This window comes from Streptomyces sp. NPDC043878, assembly GCF_056435735.1.
Map to the genome: position 1 here is coordinate 13,791 of NZ_JBWKDW010000024.1, position 25,811 is coordinate 39,601.

Sequence of the window (25,811 nt, forward strand, 5' to 3'; positions counted from 1 at the left end):
GCAGAACGTGACCTTCCAGACGCACCCGTCCGCCGCGCCCGCCACCACCACCGCGGCCCCGCCCACCCCGCTCCCCGCCCCGCTGCCCGCCGTCGGGAGGGAGGCGGGCCCGGCGCCGTATCCCGTCGTGGTCGGCACCGGACTGCACGAGCAGGTCGGTGCGCTGCTGGGCGAGCAGGTGCAGCGCACCGCAATCGTCCACCCCCCGAAGCTGGCCACCGCCGCCCACCGCATCGCCGGCGACCTCGAACGCCACGGCCGCTACGTGCTGCCGCTGGTGGTGCCGGCCGGCGAGGCGGCCAAGGACGCCGGCGTCCTGGTCTACCTGTGGTCCCAGCTCGCCGAGGCCGGCTTCACCCGCTTCGACGCCGTCGTCGCCCTGGGCGGGGGCGCCACCGCCGATCTGGCCGGCTTCCTCGCCGCCACCTGGCAGGGCGGCATCTCCCTGGTCCTGGCCCCCTCCACCACCGCCGCCATGACCGACGCGGCGGTCGGCGGCGCAGGCGCCCTCAACATCCCCCAGGGCAAGAACCTGGCCGCCCTCACCCACCGGCCCGCCGGCGTCGTGTGCGACCTGGACCTGCTGGCCACCCTGCCGCGCGCCGACCACGTCAGCGGCCTCGCCGAGGTCGTCAAGGCCGGCCTGCTGGCCGATCCCGCCCTCCTGGACCTGATCGAGGCCGACCCCCGGGCGGTGAGCGACCCGGCGGGGGAGCACACCCGCGAGCTGATCGAACGCGCCATCCGCGCCAAGGCCCACCTCGCCGCCGCCCCAGCCACCGGACAGGCCGCCCAGAACACGCAGGCCGCCCAGAACACGCAGGCGGGACAGGACGGGCGGGAGTTCCTCGACTACGGCCATCTCCTGGCCCACGCCGTCGAACACGCCGAGGGCTACCGCATCCGGCACGGCCACGCCCTGTCCATCGGCATGGTCTACGCCGCCGAACTCGCCCACGAGGCCGGGCGGCTGGACGCCGAACACGTACGGCGCCACCGCACCGTCCTGGAGGCGCTGCACCTGCCCACCGGCTACCCGCGGCACGCCTGGGAGCGGCTGCGGGCCGCCTTCGCCCCGGACGACACGCACCGCAGCCGGCTGCGGTGCGTCGTGCTGGACGCGCCGGGCCGCCCCGCCCTGCTGTCCGACCCCGCCCCCGGACTGCTGCACGCCGCCTACGCCCGGCTCGCCACATGAGCGCCCTCACCGCGGCCCGGCCGGCCACCCCCACCACCCGCCCCCGCACCGACCCCACCACCCGCCCGGCCACCGGGACGGCCGCCGACCCCACCACCCGCCCGGCCACCGGGACGGCCGCCGACCCCACCGCCGAGATGGCGGCGGACGTGGTGGCCGGGCTGTGCCAGCAGGTCCTGGCCTCCCTCGCCCGCCGGGACCAGCGGCGCAGCGGCGAGCTGTACGTCCGGGGCCTGCTGGAGACGACCGGCCGTAAAAGCATCCGCAACATCGCCTCGCACACCGGGATACCGGCCAACGCGCAGCGGCTGCACCACTTCGTCAGCGACTCGACATGGCACTGGCGGCCGGTCCGCGCCGCCCTCGCCCGCCACCTGGGCCTGCTCGCCCCGCCCCGGGCCTGGGTCGTGCACACCGCGACCATGCCCCGCCCCCAGCGCGGCGGCGTGGGCTGCGACCACTTCACCGACCCGCGCACCGGACGCTTCGTCACCGCGCAGCGGGCCGTGGGCCTGTGGGCCGCCACCGCCTGGGGCGGCTACCCGCTCGACTGGCACCTCCACCTCACCCCCCGCTGGCTGGAAGACCCCCACCTGCGTGAACAGGCCGGCATCCCCGCCGACACCCTCGCCCACAACGAGGCCGAAGCCGGCCTCGACCTGGTCCTGGACACCGCCCCCACCCTCCCCACACCCCCCGTCCCGGTCCTCCTGGACGCCCGGCACGCCCCGGCGGGCCGCATCGCCGCCCAGCTGGGCGCGGCCGGCTTCCCCCACCTGCTGCGCATCAGCGCCTCCCAACCACTGACCCCCCTCACCCCCGACGGCCGCCCCACCGGCCGCACCCTCACCGCCCGGCAACTGGCCGCCGGCGTGCCGCCGGGCCGCATCAGCCGGGTCAGCGCCCCCCGCTCCGCGAGCGGCCACCGCGAGGTCGCCCGGGTGCCGTGCCAGGCCGCCGACACCCCGCCCGGCCCGCGCCGGCGCCACCTCCTGCTCGCCCACCGCCACCCCCACCACCCGCCCCACACCGACTTCTGGCTCACCGACCTCACCACCCTGTCCACCCCCGCCCTGCTGGGACTGACCGCCACACCCGCACACCTCGCCCAGGACGCCACCGGCCGCCATGTCGGCCTGTACGACTTCGAGGGCCGCTCCTTCGCCGGCTGGCACCGCCACATCACGCTCGCCTCGGCGGCCCACGCCGCCGTCCTGCTGCTCCGCGCCCGGGGCGCGCCCCTGCCCCCGGCCGGCCGCAGCCGCTGAACGCCGGCCCCGCCCCCAGGAGGCACCCATGCCCGCAGCCGCACCCCCCGGCCACCACGACACCCCACCGGCCCCCACCACCCCCCACACCGGGACCGCCCCCCACACCGGGACCGCCCCCGGCCGGCTCCACGCCCGGGCCGCCGCCCGCCCGCTGCCCCGCCCGCACCACCCGCAGGCCGGTCCGCGCCGGGGCGCTCCGCCGGGCGCCGGTGTCCAGCCGCAGGCCGGCGGCCATCCGCCCGGCCGGCCCTGCGGCGGCCATCTGCCGGGCCGGGCGGCCCTGGGGTGGCCGCAGCGTAAGGACGGCCGCCCGCCCCTGCAGCCCGGGTGCGGGCATGGGCCGGGCGCCGGGGAGAGCGCGGGAGTACTCGGGCACGGCCTGTGGGGCGTCGCCGGCCCGGCGGCGGCCGCCCGGGGTGAGCGCCGCCGGTACGAGTCCGGCGCAGGGCCGGGCAGCTCGTTCTTCGACCCCACGATCGGGGACCCCGCCCGGCGCGGGGACCCACAGGAGGCAAGGAACCATGCGGCGAGTTCGCCGGCCGGCCACCAGCAGCCGGCCGACCTGGCTGTGCGCCGGGACGACGACCGCACCCGCCTCCGGGACACCCCGTACGCCGTGCCGGGCAACGCCCCCGCCGGGGGCCGGCCGGCCTGCCGCCAGGTGCGGCAGGGGGAGGGGACGCACGGCGGGACCGTCGCCGGGGGCGTCGAGGCACTGCACCGGACGCTGAACACCGCCGGCCGCCCCCGCCCGCTCGCCCCGCACCCCCGCACTGCCACCCTCCCGCCCGCACCCGGGGAGATTCCCCCCGGCCCCGGCGGCCCCCTCCAGGCCCCGGGCACCGCCCACACCGCCCGCACCGGTACCGGCCCGGGCTCCCGCACCCGCAACCCCGGCGACCTCCAGCCCACCACCCACCGGGCCGCACGCCCACGCCCACCCGCCCTCCGCCGTCAGGAGTCACCCATGCCGGCCACCTCACCCGGTCCAGACACAGCGCCGGCCGACGGCGTCGCGCACGCCGAACCCGGCCGCCGCCCGCCGCCCCTCCCGGCCCCCGCGCCCGGCGCGGGCCCGGTACCGGACCAGGGCATCGCGTGCACCGAACTCGGCCTTCACCTCAGGGAGTTGCCCGGACCGGCTTCCTCACCCGGTCCGGACCCGGCACCGGGCGACGGCGCCGCATGCGCCGAGCCCGGCCGCCACCTGCCGCTCCTCCCGGCCTCCCCGGCACCGGCCGGCGGCGCCGCATGCGCCGGACTCGAACTCGGACTCGGACTCGAACTCGGCCTCGGTCTCGGTCTCGGGTTCGGCTCTGGTCGCCGTGAGCCGTCCGTCGCGGCCCCTTCGCCCGGCTCGGACGCGGTGCCGGCCGGCGGTGTCGCGCGCGGCGGGCACGTCCTAGCCGAAGCCGAAGCCGAAGCCGAAGCCGAAGGTGAGGGTGAGGGTGAGGGTGGTGTGCTGCCCGAGGTGATCCTCGTGGCCACCGGCGGTGAGGTCGCGGTGGCTCTCGCGGCGCGACGGATCCTGCAGGCCGAGGGCACCGCGACGCGGGTGGTGTCGATGCCCTGCCCGGAGCGGTTCGCCGAGCAGGACGAGGCGTACCGCGAGAGCGTGCTGCCCGCCCGTGTCACCGCCCGGGTGTCGGTGCAGGCGGGTACGGCCCTGGGCTGGTACGAGCTGCTGGGCGCGGCGCGGGAGGCCGCGGGCGTCGAACGGTTCGGCGCCGGCGCCTCCTACCGGCGGTTGTACGAGCAGCCGGGCCTGACCCCCGAGCGGGTCGCCGCGGCCGCCCGCACCCGCCTGGCCCGCACCCGGCGCGGGAGCAGGCGATGAGCGCCGTCCTGCTCACCGCCCCCGGCGCCCCGGCAGCCGGGAGCGGCGAGGCGCCCGAGGGACCGCTGGGGCAACTGCTGCACGAGCACCACCCCGGCGCCGGGGTGGCGGAGGGCACGGCCGTGCCCTACCCCGCCTACGACGCCCACGTGCGGGCTCTGGCCCGGCGCGGCCGCCCGGTCGCCGCGGCGCTCGCCGAACTCGTCACGCACGCCGCGCGCCGCGCCGCCGACCGGCTGCGCCCCCCGCACGAGGCAGGCCGGCGCGCCGACGGCCACGTCTGCGCCGCCGTCCCGGTCGCCCTGGCCCACGCCCCCGGCGCCGCCACCGCGGCCGCGTCCGCCCTGCACGACGCCGTCGGCCGGCCCAACCTGATGGTCCGCCTCCCGGCCACCGGGCCGGGCCTTCAGGCGATCACCGCCTGCCTGGGCCAGGGCATCGGCGTGCACGTCGTGTCCGTCGTCTCCCTCGAGAGGTACACCGAGGTGGCCGACGCCGTCCTGAGCGGCCTGGAGCACGCCGCCGGCGCCGGCCTTGACCCGGCCGCCCTGGCCGCGGCCGTCTCCCTGAGCGTCGCGGGCCTGGACGAAGCAGCCGCCGCCCGCCACAGCGGGGCCACCGGCGCGCCCCCTACCGCACCGCTCGGCCCGGCCGCCGCCACCGCCCACCTGGCACAGCGGATACACCAGGAGATCCACCAGGGGGCACGCTGGCGCGCGCTGGCCCGGCAGGGCGCCCGCCCGCACCGGCTGCTGCAGGACATCCCGCGCCCGCCCTCCTGCCAGGACGCGCAGGCCTGGCAGGTCCTGGGCGCGCTGCCCTCCTACGGCATCTGCTACCGGGAACTGACCGCCACCGTGGAGGCCACCGTCCTCGCCCGCTCGGCCGCCCACCAGCAGCGCACCGAACACCGGGTGGCATCCGCCCTGCACACCGCCGCCCACGAACCCCACGCCACGCCATGAACCCCCACGCCCGCCCGCCCGCCGCCCGGCTTGCCACACCCCCCGCCGGGCGGCCGGGATCGCGGCCGGCCTGACGGGTGCGGCCGCCGACGGCACCGTGCCCGGCGCCGGGCACGGTCGGCCACGCCCCACGGCAGGAGCCCCCACGGCCGCCCGTACCGGCCCGCCCGCCACCACCCCCTGCCGGGTCGCCGGGATCGCGGCCGGCGGCCGGGCAGGTGCGGCCGCCGACGGCGTCGGCCGCACGTCGAGACGGCGCGCCCAGCCCCCGCCCCGCGGCAGGCCTCGTACCGGCTGCGCGCCGCCGGCCGCGGATCTCGCCGCACCGCAAACGGCGCCGGCCCACGCGGCCGCTCGCGCTCCGGGCAGTGTGCCGCCGGCTCCCGCCGGCCGCCACCGGCGCCGGTGGCGGCCGCCTGCTGTCGCCCGCCTCGCCCAGGCCAGAGCCCCGGCAGAGCGGGCCGATGCCCGCTGACGGACTCCGGCATCGAAACCGCTCCGGCAGACCCCGCCGCACACACACCGCATCACGGCGCCGCACACACACCGCATCACGGCGCCGCACACACACCGCACCACGGGCCAAAGGCGTTCAGCGCAGATGGCCTCGCTCGTCCACGCGATGGGTCGGCGTGCTCAGGAACCACCGCGACCGGTGCGGGACCGCGGGACCGCCGATGGGTCGGCGTGCCCAGGAACACCGCGACCGGTGCGGGAGCGCAGACGATGGTGAACGTCCGCGGCCGGTAGGACCAGGCTCCACCGCGACTGCCGACCAGCCGGAAGTTGACCTGCCACTGAAGCCACCGGCCGACAGCCGGACGGACAGCGGGCGGGCGGCGATCGTGTCGTGGCATGCCGAACAGGGTCAGCTCCGGCGGGTCCGCTCGCAGCAGCCCGTCGCTCTCCCGGAACACCACCCCGGCATCAGCCGGCTCCCGCACCCGTGTGCGGGGTTCGAAGGAACCGGACTCCCGCTCCCGCGCCGTGACCTCGTGCAGAGCGCGCCCAAGCCCTTGCGGCAGTAGGAAAGCCGATGGGGCGGCGTTCTGCGGGCCGCTCCCGGGCCGCCGCGGGACTTCTTGATCCACTTGGTCCACGACGTCCGCACGCGCTGCACCACGCCATCCACAGGCCCGGTCAGCAGGCAGGACACCGCGGCACCGCCACGCGGTTACGCGGACCGAGGCGCCCCCGCGGCTCCCCACCGTGGCCCTTTCCCCGCCGCCGCCCGCCTTCTCCGCCCGCCTTCCCCGCCGGTCCCGCCCGGCGTCTGCGGCCGGCCGTTCCCCGCCCCGCCGGCCGGCCGCTCCCCGCCCTCGCCGCCCCGCCCCGCGTCCGCGACCCACCGTGACCGCCGCGTCCGCCGTGACCGCCGCGTCCGCGTCCCACCGTGACCGCCGGCCGCAGCGGCCCCGGCGGGCGCGTTCGAACGCCTGTGGGGGTTGCGTGCCATCGAACCCTCCGATATGACTGCGATACCAGCATGCGGGTATGTTTTGATGGTGTGGGGGGACGGAGCATCACGTACCACGGCCGGCTCCGGCCCGAAGCACGGATGGAGGTTGATGCGGTGCAACGCCTCGACGAGCTGACGCTGACGCCGACGCCCAGGACGATGCCCATCCCGGCGCCGATGCCGGCGCACGCCGCCGGCCGTGCGGCCGGCTCCGCCCTGCCGGCACCCGCCGCCGTGTCCGCCGTGTCCGCGGTGGCGGCGGGCGGGTCGCGGCCCGGATGCGGGGGAGTGCAGATCGTCCGGGAGCATGACGAGCCCTTCGACGGGACGACGGTGACGCACCAGTTCGGCGGGGTGCGGGTCTCGCTGGTCAGGGGGGACGGTTCGCGGGAACTGATCCGGCCCGGCCGGCGCATCGACCCGCTGGCGGCCGGCTGCCTGCGGGTGCTGCGGCCGCTGAGCGGCGCGGTGTGGGTGGCGCAGGACGGCCGGCACGCGAGTGTCCGCGCGCCGCAGCTGGTGTGTTTCGACAGCACCCGCCCCTACAAGGTGGTGATGCCGGAGAACTTCCGTCTGGTCGACGTCACGGTCTCGCACCGCCTGGTGGGTCTCACCGGCTGCGAGGCGGAGCGTCTGACGGCCCGGCCGTGGTCGGGCACCGAGGGGCTGGCCGCGCTGCTGACGTCGTTGCTGGAGGGGCTGGGCCGGCACGGCCGGGAGGTCCAGACGGCCGTGGACCTGCTCGGCGGGAGTGTCGCGGGACTGACCGCGGCACTGTTCAGCGAACGCATGCGGGAGGTCGCCGAGGACGCGCAGATCGCCCGGCAGATGCTGATGCTCCGCATCCAGGCCCACGTCCGCGAGCAGCTCGCCGAGCCCGAACTGAGCCCGGTGACCATCGCCCGCCGGCACAACATCTCGCTGCGCTACCTGCAGAAGATCTTCCAGGAGTACGGCATCAGCCCGGCCCGCTGGATCCGCGACGAGCGGCTGGCCCGCTGCCGCAGCGAACTCGCCGACCCCTGCCTGGACCACCTGCCCGTCGCGCTGATCGGGGAGCGGGCCGGCCTGTACGGGGCGTCGCACTTCAGCCGCCTCTTCCGCGACCGCTACGGCCTCACCCCCCGCGACTTCCGCAAGGAGCGTGGCAGCTCATGACCGGCCCTTCGAGCCTTGGCCCGTCCCTGCTGGACGGCGGGCCCGCCCCGGCCCTGGAGTGCGCCACCCTCGGCGAGGCGCTGGTGCGCGCCGCGCTCGATCCCGGCGCCGGCGGCCTGTGCTTCATCGGCGCGGACGGCGGCGAACAGCGCTGGAGCTACCCCCGGCTGCGGCAGGAGGCGGCCGGCGTGCTGGCCGGCCTGCGCCGCGCCGGAACACGCCCCGGGCACCGGGTGATCGTGCACACCGGGGACACACGCGAACTGCTGAGCGTGTTCTGGGCGTGCGTGCTGGGCGGCTTCGTCCCGCTGCTCGTCGGCGCCGGCGCCACCCCCGCCGCCCGGGCCGCGGCGCCCGGCCTGCTGGAGGCGGTGTGGCACCGCTACGGCCACCCCCGCGTGGTCACCGGCCGGGAACAGCACCTTCTGCCCGCCACCCGCACGCACCCGCACTGGGCCGGCGCCTGGCTCGGCCACCCCGACCAGCTGCGGGCCCGGCCCGACCACCACCGCCACCCGGCCCGCCCCGACGACCTCGCCGCCCTGCTGCTGACCTCCGGCTCCACCGGCGTGCCCAAGGCCGTGATGCTCACCCACCGCAACATCCTCAGCCGCAGCGCGGCCACCGCCCACGCCAACCAGCTCAGCCGGGCGACCCGCACCGTCAACTGGATGCCCCTGGACCACGCCGGCGGACTGCTGCTGTTCCACGTGCGGGACGTGTTCCTGGGCGCCTACCAGGTCCACGCCCGCCCCGAGTGGGTGCTGGCCGACCCGCTGCGCTGGCTGGCGGCCGTCGACCGGCATCGCGCCTGCACCACCTGGGCCCCCGGCTTCGCCTTCGCCCTGGTCAACGACCAGGCCGGCCGCCTGCCCGGCCGGAACTGGGACCTGAGCTGCCTGCGCTACGTCATGAACGGCGGCGAAGCGGTCCACGCCGGCGTCGCCCAGCGCTTTCTGCGGCTGCTGGCCCCCTTCCACCTGCCGGGCGAGGCGATGTTCCCCGGCTGGGGCATGTCCGAGACGGCCTCCGGCGTCGTGGACTGCCGGCTGTCCGACCTCGACACCCGCGCCCTGCGCTACGTTCCCGCCGGCCGCCCCCAGCCGGGCACCGCGGTGCGCTGCGTCGACGACCACGGCGCCCTGGTGCCCGCCGGCACCCTGGGACACCTCCAGGTCAGCGGGCCGGCCGTCACCTCCGGCTACCTCGACGACGCCGAACACACCCGCCGCGCCTTCACCGCCGACGGCTGGTTCCGCACCGGCGACCTGGCCTTCGTCCACGACGGCCTGCTCACCGTCACCGGCCGCGCCGAGGACCTCCTCGAACACGACGGCGTGCGCTGCCACAGCCACGAGATCGAGGCCGCGGTGGAAGAACTCGACTGCGTCACCCCCGCCCACACCGTGGCCACCGCGGTCACCGGCGAGAGCGGCGAGGAACTCGCCGTCTTCTACCACCCGCGCCCGCCCACCCCGCCCGAGGCGGCCGCGGCCGCGATCCGCGCCCACCTCCGCGACCGCCTCCACCTGCACCCCACCCACACCGTGCCGATCAGCCCGGCCGACATCCCCAAAACCGGCATCGGCAAACTCCGCCGCTCCCACATGCGGCAGTGGTACGAGAGCCGCCACCCCCACCCCGCCACCCCCGCCCGCCCCACGAGACAGACACCCACCGGCCCGGGCCAGGAAAAGGAGAACCACACCATGAACGACACCGCACCGGCCACCGCACCCGACGGTGCGCTGCGGATCGGGGTGCTCGGCCCCCTGGAGATCCGCGCGCAGGGCCAGGACCACACCCCCACCGCCCCCATGGCCCGGCGCGCCCTGTCGGTGCTGCTGCTCAACGCCAACCGCCTGGTCTCCACCCCCGCCCTCATCGAGGAACTGTGGGAAACCACCCCACCGCGCCTGGCCCGCAAAACGGTGCAGACCTACGTCTACCAGCTGCGCAAAGCACTGCGCTGCCCCCCCGAGGCGGACGAGCGCGTGCAGAGCGGCCCCAACGGCTACCGCATCCACCTCAAGCCCGGCGAGCTGGACTGGTGGGAGTTCGAACACGGCGTGGCACGCGCCCGCACCGCCCTGGACCAGGGCGATGCCCGCACCGCGGCCGACCTGCTGCGCGAGGCGCTGGCGCTGTGGCGGGGCGAGCCGTTCGCCGGCCTGGAGACGGGACCACTGCTCGCCGCGCAGATCGCGCAGATCGCCGACTCCAAACTCAGCGCCCTGGAACTGCGCATCACCGCCGACCTGCACCTGGGCCACCACCGCACCCTGGTGGGGGAGCTGCAGCAACTCACCGCCGACCACCCCCTGCACGAGGAGTTCACCGCCCAGCTGATGCTCGCCGCCCACCGCTGCGGGCAGCGCGCCACCGCCCTGGAAGCCTTCAGCCACCTGCGCCGCCGCCTCGTCGACGAACTGGGCATCGAACCCTGCGAACGGCTGCAGAAACTGCAGCAGGACGTCCTGAACGAGGCCCTGCCCCAACCCGCCCCCCAGCCCCGGACCGCGGTGACGGCCACGGCACCCGCACGGCCCGCACCGCAGCCCGTACGCGGCCAACTCCCCCTGGACACACCCGACTTCACCGGCCGCGAACCGGAACTGGCCCGCCTGAGCGCACTCACCGGCGAGGACACCACCCCGGCCGGCCACGACACTCACGCGGAGGGGCCGCGGATCGTCGTCGTGCTGGGACCGGCCGGAGCGGGCAAGACCGCCCTCGCCGTCCGCGCGGCACACCGGCTGGCCGCCCGCTACCCCGACGGGGTGCTGCACGCCCGCCTCCACGACGGCCAGGACCGCCCCCGCCCCGCCGGCGCCGTCCTGCGCTCCCTGCTGCGCGAGTGCGGCCTGGACACCGCCGCACTGCCCGAGAACACCGACGAACTCGCCGGCATGCTCCGCGCGTTCACCGCCGGCCGCTCCCTGCTGATGCTCCTGGACGACGCCGCGGGCACCGACCAGGTCCTGCCGCTGCTGCCCGCCGACGCCTCCAGCCTCGCCCTGGTCACCTCCCGCCTGCGGCTGCCCGGCCTGCCCGGCGCCCGCCCCCTTCCCCTGGGCCCCTTCTCCGCCCCCGACGCGGCCGCCTTCTTCGCCCAAGTCGCCGGCCCCGAACGCACCACCGCCGACCCGGACGCCCTGCGGGAGGTGACCGCACTGATGGGCAACTTCCCGCTCTCCCTGCGCGCCGTGGGCGAAAAATTCGCCGCCCGGCCCATGTGGACCATCCCCGACCTGGCCCTCGGCCTGATGGACGAGGGAAACCTCGCCGCGGAACTGCACGACGAGGCCTGCGACGTCCTGGCCCGCACCGCCGGCGCCATCGCCCGGCTGCCCGGATCCCTGCGCCGGGCCCTGGCCCTGCTCGCGGCCGCCGGCGCGGTCTCCTTCGACATCCCGCGCGCCCGCCGCCTGCTGGGCGGCGACACCTGGAGCGTGCAGTCCCTGGTCGGCCAGCTCCTGGACCACCACGTGGTGGCCCGCGTCGACCAGCCCGACCCCACCACCCTCGCCTTCCGGGTACCGGACCTGATCCGGATGTCACTGCCCTCCCCCCACGACGCCCAACTGCACGTCCTGCCCACCACCGACCGCGACCTGAACGTCCGCACCATCTCCGGAGTACTCACCGCCACCGGCTGAAACGGGCACGGCACCACCGGCCACCCGGCCCCGGCACCCGCACCGCTTCCTGGTTCCTGGACACAGGCCGCCACCGGCCGCAGAAGGCGCACCGCCCGGCCCTGGAGACACCCGGGCAGGCCGCCGCAGCCCCGGGCGCCCACACCCGCTGCGGCATGCCGGCCCGCCACCGGAAAGCCGGAAAAAAAGGGGGCGGGCCCGTCCGGTGAAAGAGGCCCGGGCGCAGGCCGTTGGTCGAGGCTTCAACCCGGCTGGACCGGCCGGACTGACGCTGGCCGCAGCGGCCGTACCTGCCGGTGCGGCCCGGTCCGAGCTGAGGAGGCCCCATGCCGCGCGAAGAGCACGAGGCGATACCCGCCCGCTGGCTGATGGTTCCGGCGGGCGTGGAGATAGACCTCGACCCGCCGTGCGCGGCCGCCTGCCACCACTGCCGCCCCCGCCCACCCGCCCCGCCCCACGGCATCCCGGAGCGGCCCACAGCCGCCCCGGACACACCGGCCGCCGCCTGACCCGCTGCCTGACGGGCTCCCACCGCGTTGTTCCCACCGCGTTGAAACGCCGACGTCCCGCAGACCCGGCGGCCGCGCCGGGAACAGCCGCTCCGGCCGGCACGGTTGCACTGGGAAACCGGCGCCGCACGGGCGGGAAACACGACCAGCGTCGCCGGCCACCAGGATCCCGGCCCCAGGACCGCGGTACGCCCACCGCACCCCGGGACCGAGACGTCTTATCCGCAGGAGGACTGCTTGATGACCGACCGGCCCTTGACGCTCATGGCAGTACACGCCCACCCCGACGACGAGGCCACCGGAACCGGAGGGGTCCTCGCGCGGTATGCGGCGGAAGGCATCCGCACGGTTCTCGTGACCTGTACCGACGGCGCCTGCGGTGACGGGCCGGGGGGCGTCAAGCCGGGCGATCCCGGACACGATCCGGCGGCGGTCGCCTTGATGCGCCGTCAAGAACTCCAGGCGAGCTGTGACGTGTTGAAGGTCAGCGATCTGGAGATGCTGGACTACGCCGACTCCGGAATGATGGGCTGGCCGAGCAACGACGCCCCCGGATCCTTCTGGCAGACCCCGGTGCGGGAAGGCGCGGCCCGCCTCGCGGAACTCATGCGGCACTACCGCCCCGATGTGGTCGTCACCTACGACGAGAACGGCTTCTACGGCCACCCCGACCACATCCAGGCCCACCGCATCACGATGGCGGCGCTGGAGATGACCGCGCTGACACCGAAGGTGTACTGGACCACGATGCCCCGCTCGATGATGCAGCGGTTCGGCGAGATCATGCGCGAGTTCCAGGAGGACATGCCGGAACCGGATCCCGCCGAGCGCGCCGCACTGGCCGAGATCGGCCTCCCCGACGATGAGATCACCACCTGGGTGGACACCACCGCGTTCAGCAGCCAGAAGTTCGACGCGCTGGCCGCGCACGCCAGTCAGGGCGAGAACATCTTCTTCCTCAGGATGGGCAAGGAGCGCTTCGGCGAGCTGATGGGCATCGAGACCTTCCTACGGGTCCAGGACGCCACCGGCACGGCCGTACCCGAGAACGACCTCTTCGCCGGACTGCGCTGATCCGCCCGCCCGCCCGGCCCGGCCCGGAACCCACCGGCGACCCGGGCCGGGTCGCCGGCTCGGCGATCACGCCGCCGGGCGGCCGGGGCCGGTCCAGTGGGCCGGCCGCGTTCAGGCAACAGCCCCTACCCTCGTCCCCAGGACACGAGCAGGTGCAAAAAAATGGGGGGCCGCGAGGGATGGCGGCAGTACGCATGGCGGCATCCGCTGCTCACCCGGGTCGTGCTGATCGTTGCTGCTTCTCGCACCGTCGGCCCTGCCGGAGCAGTGGCCCTCCTGCGTCTACTCGCCGGCGGGCGTGGGCCTGTGGCTGCTGACCATTGCTCGCCGCACCCCTCGCGGTCTGCGCCGTCACGCGGCCGTGGATCAAGTCAGGCAGTAAGCGAACCCGCGTCCTGCCCTGTGCCAGGGAGGTCACCACGTCTCTCCTGGCCGGCGACGGGTGATCACCGCGTGCCCTTGAGTTTCCCGGTCCGAGACCACAGGGCCCACGTCGTCATCAGCGACAGCACGACCGCGAGGACCAACGCCGCAGCGGCGGGAACGGCGTAGCGCACGGTCCGGCCCTCATCGCAGCGCGGTGAACACCCCCGGGGGACGTCCTTCGCGCACACCGGCGCAGGACTCCGCGCCTGACCGGCCCGCACACCGTCCCCGCCCCCGGTGTGAACGTCTCCCCGGGGCCATGCCCCACCCGCCCCCCCGCATGACCGGGCCCCACCCCCCGGCACCGCTCCCACCTGCGCGTTTCCCATGCCTTGGTCTGCCCTTGGACGCCTCGTCCGAGGCTGCCGGAGCAGGCAGACGGGACCGAAGGGCGAGGTGGGATGAGATGCAGACGACGCTGCACAGGCACACCGCGGAAGGCGAGCTGTTCCCTCCCGCGCGGGGGACGTCCCGGCAGAGCATGCTGGAGGAACTCAGCTCGGTGCTCTTCGAGTCACTGCCGCGCAGCGACCAGCGGCGCCGGGGCATGGAGTACGTACAGGGCCTGCTCGGTGTCGAGGGCCGCAAATCGATACGCAACATCTCCTCGCTGTTCGGCGGGGAAGCGGCCGAGCAGAGCCTGCACCACTTCATCAGCGGCTCCACCTGGGACTGGGGGCCGGTCCGCCGCGCCCTGGCCCGCCACCTGGAGGAGATCTCCCCGGCCCGCGCCTACGTGCTGCGGCCGATGGTCATACCCAAGGCCGGCGACAGCTCGGTCGGCGTGGACCGCCGCTTCGACCCCAGCCGCGGCCAGATGACCAACGCCCAGCAGGCGGTGGGCGTGTGGGCGGTGTCCGAGGAGCACAGCACGCCGGTCAACTGGCGTCTGCACCTGTCCGACACCTGGCTGGACGACGCCACCAGGCGCCGGCAGGCGTCGATCCCCGAGAGCGCCTCACCCGAGACGATGGACCAGTGCTGCGTGGAGGCCTACCTCAGCCTCACCCGGGACTGGAAGCTGCCGGTGCGCCCGGCCGTCATGGACGCCCGCGAGGCCGACGTGGCCGCCACCGTGCGCCCGCTGCAGGCCGCGGGCGCGCAGATGCTGCTGCGGGTCAGCGCCAACCTGCGGCTCTCCGCGATCGACCCGGGCCTGCCCCGCAGCGCCACCGAGACGGAGATGACGGCACACCAGCTGATGCTGATGGCCCGCCCGCTGCGCCAGCCGGTCATCCAGCGCCGGCCGGGCCCCGGCGGCGGCGCCGTGCACGCCGGTCTCGCCGCGACCGTCCGGGTGCGGCTGCCCCAGCGCGCCTCGCGCCGCCCCTCCTGGAGCCGCGACCTGCTGCTGCTCGGCGTCGGCGACAACGGCGGCCGCTGGCCGGGCGAGCTGTGGCTGACCGACCTCACCGACCTGCACCCCGCCCAGCTGCTGCGGCTGAGCCGGCTGACCCGGCGCGTGGAGCAGGACTTCGCCCAGACCGCCGAACAGGTCGGCATCCGCGACTTCTCCGGCCGCTCCTACAGCGGCTGGCACCGCCACGCCACCCTCGCCTCCGCCGCCCACGCCGTCGCGGTCCTGTCCGGCACCGCCGACACCCCCGCGGAAGACACCCAGGCCACCGCGTGACCACCCACGAAGACCACCCGCCCCACGGCGTGAACACCCGTAAAAGCACCCCGCCCCCTCGGCGCAGCACCCGCGAAAGCACCCCGCCCCCTCGGCGCGGCACCCGTAAAAGCACCCCACCCCACGGCGTGAGCACCCAGGGAAGCGGTCCCGCCCGCCGGGTGAGCACCCGCGAAAGCACCCCGCTCCCCTCCGCGAGCACCCGTAAAAGCACCCCGCCCCCTCCGTGAGCACCCGCGGAAGCCGCCCGCTCCACCGCGTGAGCGCCGGCGTCGGCGGCGGCGCAGTGTAGGGCTGTGGCGGGAAAGTGCCCGTCATCTTTCCTCTCGTTGTGTCAGCTCCGTGGCCGGCCCGGGCCGCGAGCTGACGGACTCACTGCGGCAGCTGACGGATTGCCCGGGCGTCCTTTGGTGACCCTTCAACCGGCGGCACACGATCGGCGGACCAGCCCGTCCGAGTGCCGAGGAGTTCACCATGGCCAGCCAGCCGCAGGCCGCAGGCAAGCAGCGGGGTGCGTCCGCCGTCGTCACGGACCCGCCCCGCCCCCCTGCCGCGACCGGATCCCGGGTCGTGGTGCGCACCTCGGGCGGGCTGGTGGCCGGGCGCCGCACCCACGGCGTCGCCGTCTTCCGCGGCGTGCCCTACGCCCGCCCCCCGGTGGGCGCCCTGCGTTTCGCCTCCCCGCGGCCCCCCGAGCCCTGGCGCGGCGTGCGCCAGGCCACCCACTTCAGCGACGTCTCCTTCCAGAGCGTCATCCCCAACCGGCCGGTCCCGCCCAGCAGCGAGGACTCGCTGTACGCCAACGTGTGGACGCCCGACACCCAGGGCCACCGGCCTGTCCTGGTCTACATCCACGGCGGCGGCTGGCAGGCCGGCGCCGGCAGCATGCCCGTCTACGACGGGGCCCGGCCCGCCCTGCGCGGCGACCTCGTCGTAATCACCTTCAACTACCGGCTGGGCGCTTTGGGCTTCGGCCTGCACGAGGACCTCACCGACCCGCTGAGCGGGCACTGCGCCAACTGGGGCCTGCAGGACCAGGAGGCGCTGCTGCGCTGGGTGCACGCCAACGCCGCCGCCTTCGGCGGGGACCCCGGCAACATCACCGTGTGCGGCACCTCCGCCGGCGGCGCCAGCGCCTGGCAGCTGGCCCTGCTGCCCGGGGTGCGCGGCCTGCTGCGGCGCATCGTGTCCATCAGCCCCAGCCACGCCCTCGCACCCGCGACGGCCCTGACCCCGCAGGACTCCCGCACCGCCTACGAGACGGTGGCCGGCCGGCTGGGCACCAGCGTCGCCGGACTGCGCGAGGTCCCGGCCGCCGCGCTGGCCGGGGCCTGGCAGGACCTGTTCGCGCCGCCCGCGGGGGAGCGGGTGGTGGCCAGCGGACGCTGGTATCGCGGCCCGGTCGTCGACGGGCGCACCATGCCCGCCCCCGACCACCGGCTGGCGACCCCCGACGTGCCCGTGCTGTCGATCCACACCAGCACCGAGGGCTCCTTCTACACCGGCCCGGCCTCCCCGCAGCCCGCCCCCGCCCCGCGGGACGAGGAAGAACTGCGGGCGGCGGTCACCGAGGTGCTGCGGCTGGCCGCACCCGAGGCCGGTGCGGACCTCGCACACGCCTGCACCGGCGCCTACCGGGCCGCCGCCCGCGACGCCGGCCTGCCCGGCGATCCGCTGTCGCTGTGGAGCGAGATCTGGGGGGACGCCTACTTCCGGCACCAGATCGTCCGCTTCGCCGAGCGCCACGCCCGCCTGGGCACCACCCCCCTGTACGCGATGGAGTTCGCCCACCCCGCGCGGGCGCCGCACACCGGTACCCCGCACGAGGCGACCTCGCCGTTCTTGTTCGGCACCCACCGGCTGCCGCAGTACGCCGAGATCTTCGGCGACGGCCCCGTGGAGCGGCTGCTGTCGGACATCCTCATCGACGCCGTCGCCGCGTTCGCCCGTACCTCCCTCCCGCACACCGCGAACACGCCGTACTGGCCGCCGTTCACACCCAACGCCCCCAGCACGCTCGTGCTGGGCGGCCCGCGGGTGGCGCAGGTGGAGCACACCCCCAAACTCGCCCAGCTCGCCTTCTGGGACGCGGTGGGCTGGGCGCCCCGCCTCTGAACCCCGCGCCCCCGCCCCCCGCCCCCCGCCGCCGGCCGCCTGGTCGGCCCGGCCCCTCACACCCCACACCCCCACGCACCCCCCACGTACACGCCCCCTCACTGACATCCACCCGCACCCGCGGCCCGGCCTGTGCGCCGTGCTGCCCGCCGTCTGTCTGGAGACCCTTTCGTGGACGATTCCCTGGTCGACATCGAACTGAAAAGCGCCCCCCAGCAACCGGACTGGGACGACCCGGAGCAGGTGCGGCGTGTCCGCTTCGACCTGGCCGGCCGGCCCCCGCTGGTGTCCGCCGCCGACGTCCGCGCCCTGCGCCGTTCGCTGGCCCGTGTCGCGGCCGGTGAGGCCCTGGTGGTGCAGGCGGGCGACTGCGCGGAGAACCCGGACGAGAGCACCGCCGGCCATGTCGCCCGCAAGGCGGCCCTGCTGGACCTGCTGGCCGGCGCGCTGCGGCTGATCACCGCCAAACCGGTGATCCGGGTGGGCCGCATCGCCGGGCAGTTCACCAAGCCGCGCTCGCAGTCCACCGAACACCTCGGCGGCGTCGAACTGCCCGTCTACCGCGGCCACATGGTCAACGACCCCGACCCCACCCCCGAGGGCCGCCGCCCCGACCCGCTGCGCCTGCTCACCGGCTACATGGCGGCCGACGACATCATGCGCCACCTGGGCTGGCACCGCTCCTGCGGCCCCGACCGCATCGACCCGGCCGTGTGGACCAGCCACGAGGCGCTGCTGCTGGACTACGAGGTGCCGCAGCTGCGGGAGGAGGACGACGGCACGCTGCTGTCCTCCACGCACTGGCCGTGGATCGGGGACCGCACCCGCCGGCCCGACGGCGCGCACGTGGCCCTGCTGGCCGGTGTGAGCAACCCGGTGGCCTGCAAGGTCGGCCCGCGCATGACGCCGCAGGAACTGCTGGAGCTGTGCCGGCGCCTGGACCCGCGCCGCGAGCCGGGACGGCTGACCCTCATCGCCCGCATGGGCGCCGACACCGTCGCCGACGCGCTGCCGCCGCTGGTGGAGGCGGTCCGCGCGGCCGGCCACCCGGTGATCTGGCTCACCGACCCGCTGCACGCCAACACCGTCACCACCCCCGGCGGCTTCAAGACCCGCTATGTGGAGGCGGCCGAACGCGAGGTCGCCGCCTTCCACCGGGCGGTCGTCGACAGCGGCGGCATCGCCGGCGGCCTGCACCTGGAGGCCACCCCCGACGCCGTCCTGGAGTGCGTGCCCGACGCCCGCTCGGCCGACCTGGTGGGCGACGCCTACGAAAGCTTCTGCGACCCCCGCCTCAACGCCGGCCAGGCCATCTCCGTGGTGTCGGCCTGGCACAGCTGAACCACCCCCGCACCCACATCGTTTTGGCCCGCACGGCATGTGAAGGAGAAGCATCGACATGCACAGCGCAAGCGAAACCAGGCTGGCCCTGGTCACCGGCGCCGCCGGCGGTATCGGCGCGGCCGTGGCCCGCGTCCTGGCCGAACGGGGCGTCGCGGTGGCCGCCGTCGACCGCGACGCGGAACAGCTCGCCGAGGTGATCGGCAAACTGGGCGCCGACGCACTGCCCGTCGCCCCGTTCGCCGCCGACGTCACCGACAGCGCCGCCGTGGAGGCCGTCGTCGCCGAGATCGAACAGCGCCTGGGCCCCATCGACCACCTCGTCAACGCCGCCGGCGTGCTGCGCCTGGGCGAGGTGAGCACCTTCAGCGACGACGACTGGAACAGCACCTTCGCCGTCAACACCACCGGCGTCTTCCACCTGTCACGGGCCGTGGTGAGCCGCATGGTCACCCGCGGCCGCGGAGCCGTCGTCACCGTCGCCTCCAACGCCGCCGCCACCCCCCGCACCGGCATGGCCGCCTACGCCGCCTCCAAGGCGGCCGCGGAGATGTTCACCAAGAGCCTGGGCCTGGAGGTCGCCCGGCACGGCATCCGCTGCAACATCGTCGCCCCCGGCTCCACCGACACCCCCATGCTCAGCTCCATGTGGCGCGACGACGCCGGCCCCCGCGCCACCCTCACCGGCTGCACCGAGACCTTCCGCGTCGGTATCCCGCTGGGCAAACTCGCCCGCCCCGCCGACGTCGCCGAGGCCGTCGCCTTCCTGCTGTCCGACCAGGCCTCCCACATCACCCTGCACACCCTGACCGTCGACGGCGGCGCGGCCCTGGGCGCCTGAGCCGCCCGCCCCCGACCCCACGACGAGAGAGGACACCGAGTCCGCATGGCCGGTCTTCCGCCCATCGAGTCCTACCCCCTGCCGACGACGCCGGACCTGCCGGCGAACACCGCGCCCTGGACGCCCGACCCCGACCGCGCGGTGCTGCTCGTGCACGACATGCAGAACTACTTCCTCAAACCCTTCCCCCAGCCGCTGCGCGACCCCCTGATCGACAACGCCGCCCAGGTCCGCGAGCGCTGCGCCGAACTCGGTGTCCCCGTCGCCTACACCGCCCAGCCCGGCGGCATGAGCACCCACCAGCGGGGCCTGCTCAAGGACTTCTGGGGCCCCGGCATGCGCCCCACGCCCGCCGACCGCGCCGTCGTCGACGCCCTCGCCCCCCGCGAAGGGGACTGGCTGGTCACCAAGTGGCGCTACAGCGCCTTCCACCACACCGACCTTTTGACCCGGATGCGTTTCCACCAGCGCGACCAGCTCATCGTGTGCGGGATCTACGCCCACGTCGGCGTCCTGGTCACCGCCGTGGAGGCCTTCAGCAACGACCTGGAGACGTTCCTGGTCGCCGACGCCGTCGCCGACTTCGACGAGAGCCACCACCGCATGGCCCTGGAGTACGCGGCCGCGCGCTGCGCGGTCCTCACCACCGCCAAGGAGGTCTTCGCATGACCGGCATCCGCGCCGGCCGCCCCCACCAGGGCAGTCTGCTCGACGAGATCCTCACCCCCAGCCCGCCGCCCTTCGCGCTGCTGCACCGCCCCGAGGCCACCGGCCCCGGCGTCCTGGACATCCTCCTGGGCGACATCTCCCACCCCGACACCCTGGCCGGCATCCCGCTGCCCCCGCCCGCCCCCGCCACCGGACACCCCCGCCACGAGGTGCTCGCCCTGGTGCCCTACCGGCAGATCACCGAACGCGGCTTCACCGGCCACGACGACGCCACCCCCCTGGTGGCGCTGAGCGTCACCGGGCAGGAGAGCGCCCCGCTCGCCGCCGTCCTGCAGAAACTGCCCGAGGAGGCGATCCGCACCACCGGCGCCCGCTTCGACGTCGACGACGACGCCTACGCCGCCACCGTCCGCCAGATCATCACCGAGGAGATCGGCACCGGCGAAGGCGCGAACTTCGTCATCAAGCGGACCTTCACCGTCGACATCAGCGACTACACCCCGCGCAGCGCCCTGACCTTCTTCAAACGGCTCCTGGAACGCGAGAAGGGCGCCTACTGGACGTTCATCGTGCACACCGGGGAGCGCACCCTGGTCGGCGCCACACCCGAGCGGCACATCAGCGTGCACGGCGGCAGCGCCGTGATGAACCCGATCTCCGGCACCTACCGCTACCCCCCCTCCGGCCCCACCCTGCCCGAGGTCATGGACTTCCTCGCCGACCGCAAGGAGGCCGACGAGCTGTACATGGTCGTCGACGAGGAACTGAAGATGATGGCCCGGATCTGCCCCGACGGCGGCCGGGTGACGGGCCCCTTCCTCAAGGAGATGGCCCGCCTGGCGCACACCGAGTACTTCATCGAGGGCCGCACCGACAGCGACCCGCGCCACATCCTGCGCGAGACGCTGTTCGCCCCGACCGTCACCGGCTCCCCGCTGGAGAGCGCCGCCAAGGTCATCGCCCGCTACGAACCGCAGGGCCGCGGCTACTACAGCGGCGTCCTGGCCCTGATGGGCCGCGACGCGGCCGGCGGCCCGGTCCTGGACTCCGCGATCTGCATCCGCACCGCCGACATCGACGCCGCCGGAGCGGTCCGCATCGGTGTCGGAGCGACCCTGGTACGCCACTCCGACCCGCTGTCGGAGGTGGCCGAAACCCGCGCCAAGGCCGCCGGCCTGCTCGCCGCACTGGACGGCGGGGGATCGGCCCGCTTCGCCGCCCACCCCGAGGTGCGCCGGGCGCTGGAGCGCCGCAACGAGACCATCGCCGGGTTCTGGCTGGCCGGCCACACCCCGCCGGCCGCACACACGATGCCGCCGCCGGGCCGCCGGGTGCTGGTGGTGGACGCCGAGGACACCTTCACCTCGATGATCGGGCACCAACTGCACTGCCTGGGCCTGGAGGTGACGCTCACACGCTTCGACGAGCCCTACGACTCCTCCCGCTACGACCTGGTGGTGATGGGCCCCGGCCCCGGCGACCCGCGCGACCTGTCCCACCCCAAGATCGCCCACCTGGACGGTGAGATCGCCCGGCTGCTGCGAGAACGCCGCCCGTTCATGGCGATCTGCCTCAGCCACCAGGTCCTCGCCCGCCGCCTGGGCCTGGACGTGGTGCGCCGGCCGGTGCCCAACCAGGGCGTCCAGCGCGACATCGACCTGTTCGGACGGCGCGAACGCGTCGGCTTCTACAACACCTTCACCGCCGCCGCCACCGAGGACAAGACCGAGACCGGCGCCGGCATCGTCGAGATCGCCCGCGACTGCGACAGCCTCGACGTGCACGCGCTGCGCGGCACGCACTTCGCGTCGATGCAGTTCCACCCCGAGTCCGTGCTCACCCAAAACGGCGTGGGCATCACCGGCGACCTGGTCCACGGCCTGCTGGCCGCCTCCCCACTGGCACCCGCCGCCTGACCCCACCCCCCGTCCTCCTCCCGACCCACCCCCGGCAAAAAAAAGGGGGCCTTCCAGCACTACCGGAAGGCCCCTTTCGGCCAGCCCGAACCAGCGGGAGCGGGCCGCCAGTTGACGTACTGCCCGGCGACCTGACGGGTTCGATTCCCGGGCTTTGCCCGCCACCGCGCCACCTGGGGACCATCTGGCTGCGCGGGGAGGCCCGAACTCCGACAGAAGGGTCACACAATGATCACCACGGGTACCGCCCGGTCCGGCCGCAGAAGCCCCGGCACCGCGATCCTGGGAACAGGATCGTGCCTGCCCTCCCACGTCGTGGGCAACGACGAGGTGGGCGCGGCCGCCGGGGTCAGCGACGCATGGATCAGGGCCAAGACCGGCATAGGCAGCCGGCGCCGGGCCAAACCCGACGAGGCCACCTCCGACCTGGCCACCGCCGCCGGCCGGGCCGCGATGGAGGCCGCCGGCATCACCGGCGCGGACCTGTCCCTGGTCATCGTCGCCACCTCCACCCCCGACTCACCGCAGCCGCCCACCGCCAGCGTCGTCGCCGACGGCCTCGGCGCCGGACACGGCACCGCCGCCTTCGACGTCAACGCCGTCTGCAGCGGCTTCGTGTTCGCACTGAACACCGCCCAGCACATCCTGGCCGGCTCCGACTCCGCCTACGCGCTGGTCATCGGCGCCGACATCTACTCCCGCATCCTCAACCCCGCCGACCGGCGCACCGCCATCCTCTTCGGCGACGGCGCCGGCGCGGTGGTGCTGGGCCCGGCCCGGCCCGGACGCGGCCTGCTGGCCGGACGGCTGGCCGGCTTCGGCGCCGAACGCGACCTCATCGAGGTGCCGGCCGGCGGCAGCCGCCTGCCCGCCAGCCCCCACACCCTCCAGGAGGGCCTGCACTACTTCACCATGAACGGGCGCGGCGTACGCGACTTCGTCACCGCCACGGTCGCCCCCGCCATCACCGCCTTCATCCACGAGGCGGGCTTCACCGCGAGCGCCCTGGACCACTTCGTGCCCCACCAGGCCAACGGGCGCATGCTCGCCGACCTGTCGGCCACCCTCCACATCCCCGACCGGCACACCCACACCACCTACGAGGACTTCGGCAACACCGGAGCCGCCTCCATCCCCCTCACCCTCGACGCGGCCGCCCGCTCGGGAGCGCTCACCGACGGCGACCTCGTCCTGCTGGCCGGCTTCGGCGGCGGCATGGCGATGGGCCTGTCACTGCTGCGCTGGCAGCACATCCACCCCTCACCCCGCACCCCCCACCTCTAAAGGAGACGCTGATGCCGGACAGCATCATGGACGACTACCTGCGCCGCATCGACGCCCGGCGCCCCCAGCGCGCCGACCTCGCCGGCCTGCGCCACATCATGGAACGCCACCTTCTGTCGGTCCCCTTCGAAAACCTCGGCTACCACCTCGACGAGGACATCTTCATGGACGAACGCGCCCTGGAGAAGATCGTCCACGGCAACCGCGGCGGCGGCTGCTACGAGGTCAACCCCGCCCTGTCCTTCCTGCTGAAGGACCTGGGCTACGAACTGGACATCCTGCCCGGCTGGGTGCACCGCCCCGGCGGCGTCCTGGGCCCCTTCCTGGGCCATCTGGCGCTGCGCGTGCAGGCCGACGGCCGCCAGTGGCTGGTCGACGTCGGCTTCGGCCGCAACAGCCGCTTCCCCCTCGACCTCGCCTCCCGCGAGGTGCAGCACGACCCGCACGGCGACTACCAGCTGCACGACGCCGGCGAGGGCGCCGTCGACGTCCACCTCGGCGGCAAGCCGCTGTACCGGGTCGCCGACCGGCCGGTGACCATCGCCGACTTCGCCCCCACCCTGTGGTGGTACCGCACCTCGCCCGACTCCTCCTTCCTGCAGGGCCTGTTCGCCTCCATCCGCACCCCCGACGGCCTGATCACCCTCAAGGGCAACAAGCAGGTCAGCATGGTCGCCGGCGAGCAGCGCTCCAAGCGCCTGCTGGAGAGCGCGAGCGAGGCCCTGAGCGCCTACAAGGAGTACTTCGGCATCAGCCTGGACCGGCTGCCCGACGAGCCCGCCGGAGGCGTCACCGCCGGCGTGCGGACGGAATGACAGCGATGAGCCACCACACCACCGCCGCACCCGATCTGGACGTCCTGGTCGTCGGCGCCGGACCCACCGGACTGCTGAGCGCCGTGGAGCTCGTGCGCCGCGGCATCCGGGTCCGCGTCATCGACCGCGCCGAACAGCCCGCCACCACCCCCAAAGCACTGTCGGTGTGGCCGCGCGCCCTGGACATCCTCCACGACGCGGGCCTGGGCGACGCCGTCCTGGCCGAGTCCCTCAAGGTCAACCGGCTCAGCTACTTCTCCCAGCGCAAACCGCTGGCCTCCTTCGCCCTCACCGAGGACACCGCCTGCCGGGTGCTGCCCCAGCACGTCACCGAGCGGCTGCTGGCCCAGCGGCTGGCCGAACTCGGCGGCAAGGTCGAACGCGGGGTGCGGCTGCTGGCCCTGGAAGGCGTGGACTTCGCCGGCGGCGTCGGCGCCGGCGACGGCGTCACCGCCGTGGTGGAGCGGCCCGACGGCAGCGTCGACCGGATCCGCGCGCCCTACGTGGTCGGCGCCGACGGCGCCGGCAGCGCCGTCCGCGGCCAGCTCGGCATCGGATTCGCCGGCAGCACCTACGAGATGGCCTTCGCCCTCATCGACGCCCGCACCGAGGGCGACCTGCCGCCCGACGAGTGCCTGTTCTACCAGGCGCCCAGCGGCGCCCTGGTCGTCGTGCCGATGCCCGGCGGCATCCACCGCTTCCTGTCCGTCATGCCGCAGGGCCGGCGCGAGGTGTCCCTGGAGATGATGCAGGACATCCTCGACGAACGCGGGCCGCGCGGCGTGCGGTTGACCGAGGCGGTGTGGCAGGCCGTCTTCCGCGTCCACGCCCGCCACGCCAGCGACTTCGCCGTGGGACGCGTCTTTCTGGCCGGAGACGCCGCACACGTGCACAGCCCGGCCGGCGGCCAGGGCATGAACAACGGCCTGCAGGACGCCCACAACCTGGGCTGGAAACTGGCCGCCGTCATCCGCGGCGACTCACCCCCCTCCCTGCTGGCCACCTACGGCAGCGAACGCTCCGAGGCCACCCGTCAGATCGTGCGCGACACCGACCTGCAGACCCGCGCCTGGGTCGCCGACACCAAGGCCAAGGTCGCCGCCCGGGACGCCGCCTTCCAGCTGCTGGACCGCACCGGTCTCGTCTCGCGCTACTACACCCCCGTGATGGCCGGACGCCGTCTGGCCTACCCGCCCCAGCGCGACACCCAGCGCCCCTCGGGGCGGGCCGGCTGCCGCCTGCTGCGCCGCCTCCCCGGCGGCCTCAAGGACGGCGCCGTCTTCCCGCGCCGGCCGGCGCTGGCCCACGCCATCGCCGGCCCCGCCACCGACCCGCACGCCTGGAGCCTCGTACTGGCGCCGCCCTCGCAGGCCTGGCACACCCAGGCCGGCCATGTGAGCGCCCGCTACGGGCCGGCGGTGCGCACGGTGGTGCTGCGGCGCCGCGAGGCGGCCTTCGCGACCGGCTGCCGCAGCGCCGGCTACTGGCTGGTGCGGCCGGACGGGCACATCGCCGCACACGGCCACCAGCAGGATCTCGACCGCCTGGAAACCGAACTGAAAACCGCTCTGAACAGCTGAAACAGCGGCCCCGAGGCGACTTGACATTAAAAGAGGCGGGCCCTTCTGGTGGACATTCCCG

The 25,811-nt window shown here is 75.0% G+C and carries 17 protein-coding genes; all 17 read left to right on the forward strand.

The annotated features are described in order from the left end of the window. Positions 1-7 precede the first annotated feature (7 nt). Complete coding sequence (locus AC07AZ_RS28725) at positions 8-1,198, forward strand: 3-dehydroquinate synthase family protein (protein ID WP_478852739.1); 1,191 nt, start codon at positions 8-10, stop codon at positions 1,196-1,198. Continuing rightward, the gene (locus AC07AZ_RS28730) at positions 1,195-2,466 is read left to right on the forward strand and encodes an IS701 family transposase (protein ID WP_478852741.1); all 1,272 of its coding nucleotides are present in this window, start codon (positions 1,195-1,197) and stop codon (positions 2,464-2,466) included. The genes AC07AZ_RS28725 and AC07AZ_RS28730 overlap by 4 nt, the downstream gene beginning before the upstream one ends. Before the next feature lie 28 nt (positions 2,467-2,494). Further along, positions 2,495-4,306 (forward strand): transketolase-like TK C-terminal-containing protein, encoded by a 1,812-nt coding sequence (locus AC07AZ_RS28735; RefSeq protein WP_478852743.1) that lies wholly within the window; start codon positions 2,495-2,497, stop codon positions 4,304-4,306. Continuing rightward, entirely contained in the window at positions 4,303-5,271 is a 969-nt protein-coding gene (locus tag AC07AZ_RS28740) for a transaldolase family protein (protein WP_478852745.1), read from the forward strand. The genes AC07AZ_RS28735 and AC07AZ_RS28740 overlap by 4 nt, the downstream gene beginning before the upstream one ends. 1,573 nt (positions 5,272-6,844) lie before the next feature. Further along, on the forward strand, positions 6,845-7,888 hold the full coding sequence (locus AC07AZ_RS28745; RefSeq protein ID WP_478852747.1) for a helix-turn-helix domain-containing protein: 1,044 nt from the start codon (positions 6,845-6,847) through the stop codon (positions 7,886-7,888). Continuing rightward, a complete protein-coding gene (locus AC07AZ_RS28750) occupies positions 7,885-11,547 on the forward strand; it encodes an AMP-binding protein (protein ID WP_478852749.1) in 3,663 nt (1,220 codons plus the stop codon). Before AC07AZ_RS28745 ends, AC07AZ_RS28750 begins: the two co-directional genes overlap by 4 nt. 326 nt (positions 11,548-11,873) lie before the next feature. Further along, entirely contained in the window at positions 11,874-12,056 is a 183-nt protein-coding gene (locus AC07AZ_RS28755; RefSeq protein ID WP_478852751.1) for a hypothetical protein, read from the forward strand. Positions 12,057-12,296: 240 nt separating this feature from the next. Beyond that, positions 12,297-13,130 carry a PIG-L family deacetylase gene (locus AC07AZ_RS28760; RefSeq protein ID WP_478852753.1) on the forward strand — a complete coding sequence of 278 codons (834 nt, stop codon included), beginning with the start codon at positions 12,297-12,299 and terminating at the stop codon, positions 13,128-13,130. A gap of 832 nt (positions 13,131-13,962) precedes the next feature. Continuing rightward, positions 13,963-15,189 (forward strand): IS701 family transposase, encoded by a 1,227-nt coding sequence (locus AC07AZ_RS28765; protein ID WP_478852755.1) that lies wholly within the window; start codon positions 13,963-13,965, stop codon positions 15,187-15,189. 474 nt (positions 15,190-15,663) lie between these two features. Next, complete coding sequence (locus AC07AZ_RS28770; RefSeq protein WP_478852757.1) at positions 15,664-17,304, forward strand: carboxylesterase/lipase family protein; 1,641 nt, start codon at positions 15,664-15,666, stop codon at positions 17,302-17,304. Between the two features lie 171 nt (positions 17,305-17,475). Further along, entirely contained in the window at positions 17,476-18,645 is a 1,170-nt protein-coding gene (locus AC07AZ_RS28775) for a 3-deoxy-7-phosphoheptulonate synthase (protein WP_478852759.1), read from the forward strand. A 58-nt stretch (positions 18,646-18,703) separates the two neighbouring features. Then, positions 18,704-19,486, forward strand: coding sequence for a 2,3-dihydro-2,3-dihydroxybenzoate dehydrogenase (locus AC07AZ_RS28780; protein ID WP_478852761.1), 783 nt, complete (start codon positions 18,704-18,706; stop codon positions 19,484-19,486). 45 nt (positions 19,487-19,531) lie between these two features. Beyond that, positions 19,532-20,155, forward strand: coding sequence for an isochorismatase family protein (locus AC07AZ_RS28785; RefSeq protein WP_478852763.1), 624 nt, complete (start codon positions 19,532-19,534; stop codon positions 20,153-20,155). Continuing rightward, the gene (locus AC07AZ_RS28790; RefSeq protein ID WP_478852765.1) at positions 20,152-22,071 is read left to right on the forward strand and encodes an anthranilate synthase family protein; all 1,920 of its coding nucleotides are present in this window, start codon (positions 20,152-20,154) and stop codon (positions 22,069-22,071) included. The genes AC07AZ_RS28785 and AC07AZ_RS28790 overlap by 4 nt, the downstream gene beginning before the upstream one ends. A gap of 228 nt (positions 22,072-22,299) precedes the next feature. Continuing rightward, positions 22,300-23,355 carry a 3-oxoacyl-ACP synthase III family protein gene (locus tag AC07AZ_RS28795; protein WP_478852767.1) on the forward strand — a complete coding sequence of 352 codons (1,056 nt, stop codon included), beginning with the start codon at positions 22,300-22,302 and terminating at the stop codon, positions 23,353-23,355. A gap of 11 nt (positions 23,356-23,366) precedes the next feature. Continuing rightward, complete coding sequence (locus AC07AZ_RS28800) at positions 23,367-24,170, forward strand: arylamine N-acetyltransferase family protein (RefSeq protein ID WP_478852769.1); 804 nt, start codon at positions 23,367-23,369, stop codon at positions 24,168-24,170. A gap of 5 nt (positions 24,171-24,175) precedes the next feature. Continuing rightward, complete coding sequence (locus AC07AZ_RS28805) at positions 24,176-25,750, forward strand: FAD-dependent oxidoreductase (RefSeq protein WP_478852771.1); 1,575 nt, start codon at positions 24,176-24,178, stop codon at positions 25,748-25,750. The last annotated feature ends 61 nt before the right edge of the window (positions 25,751-25,811 follow it).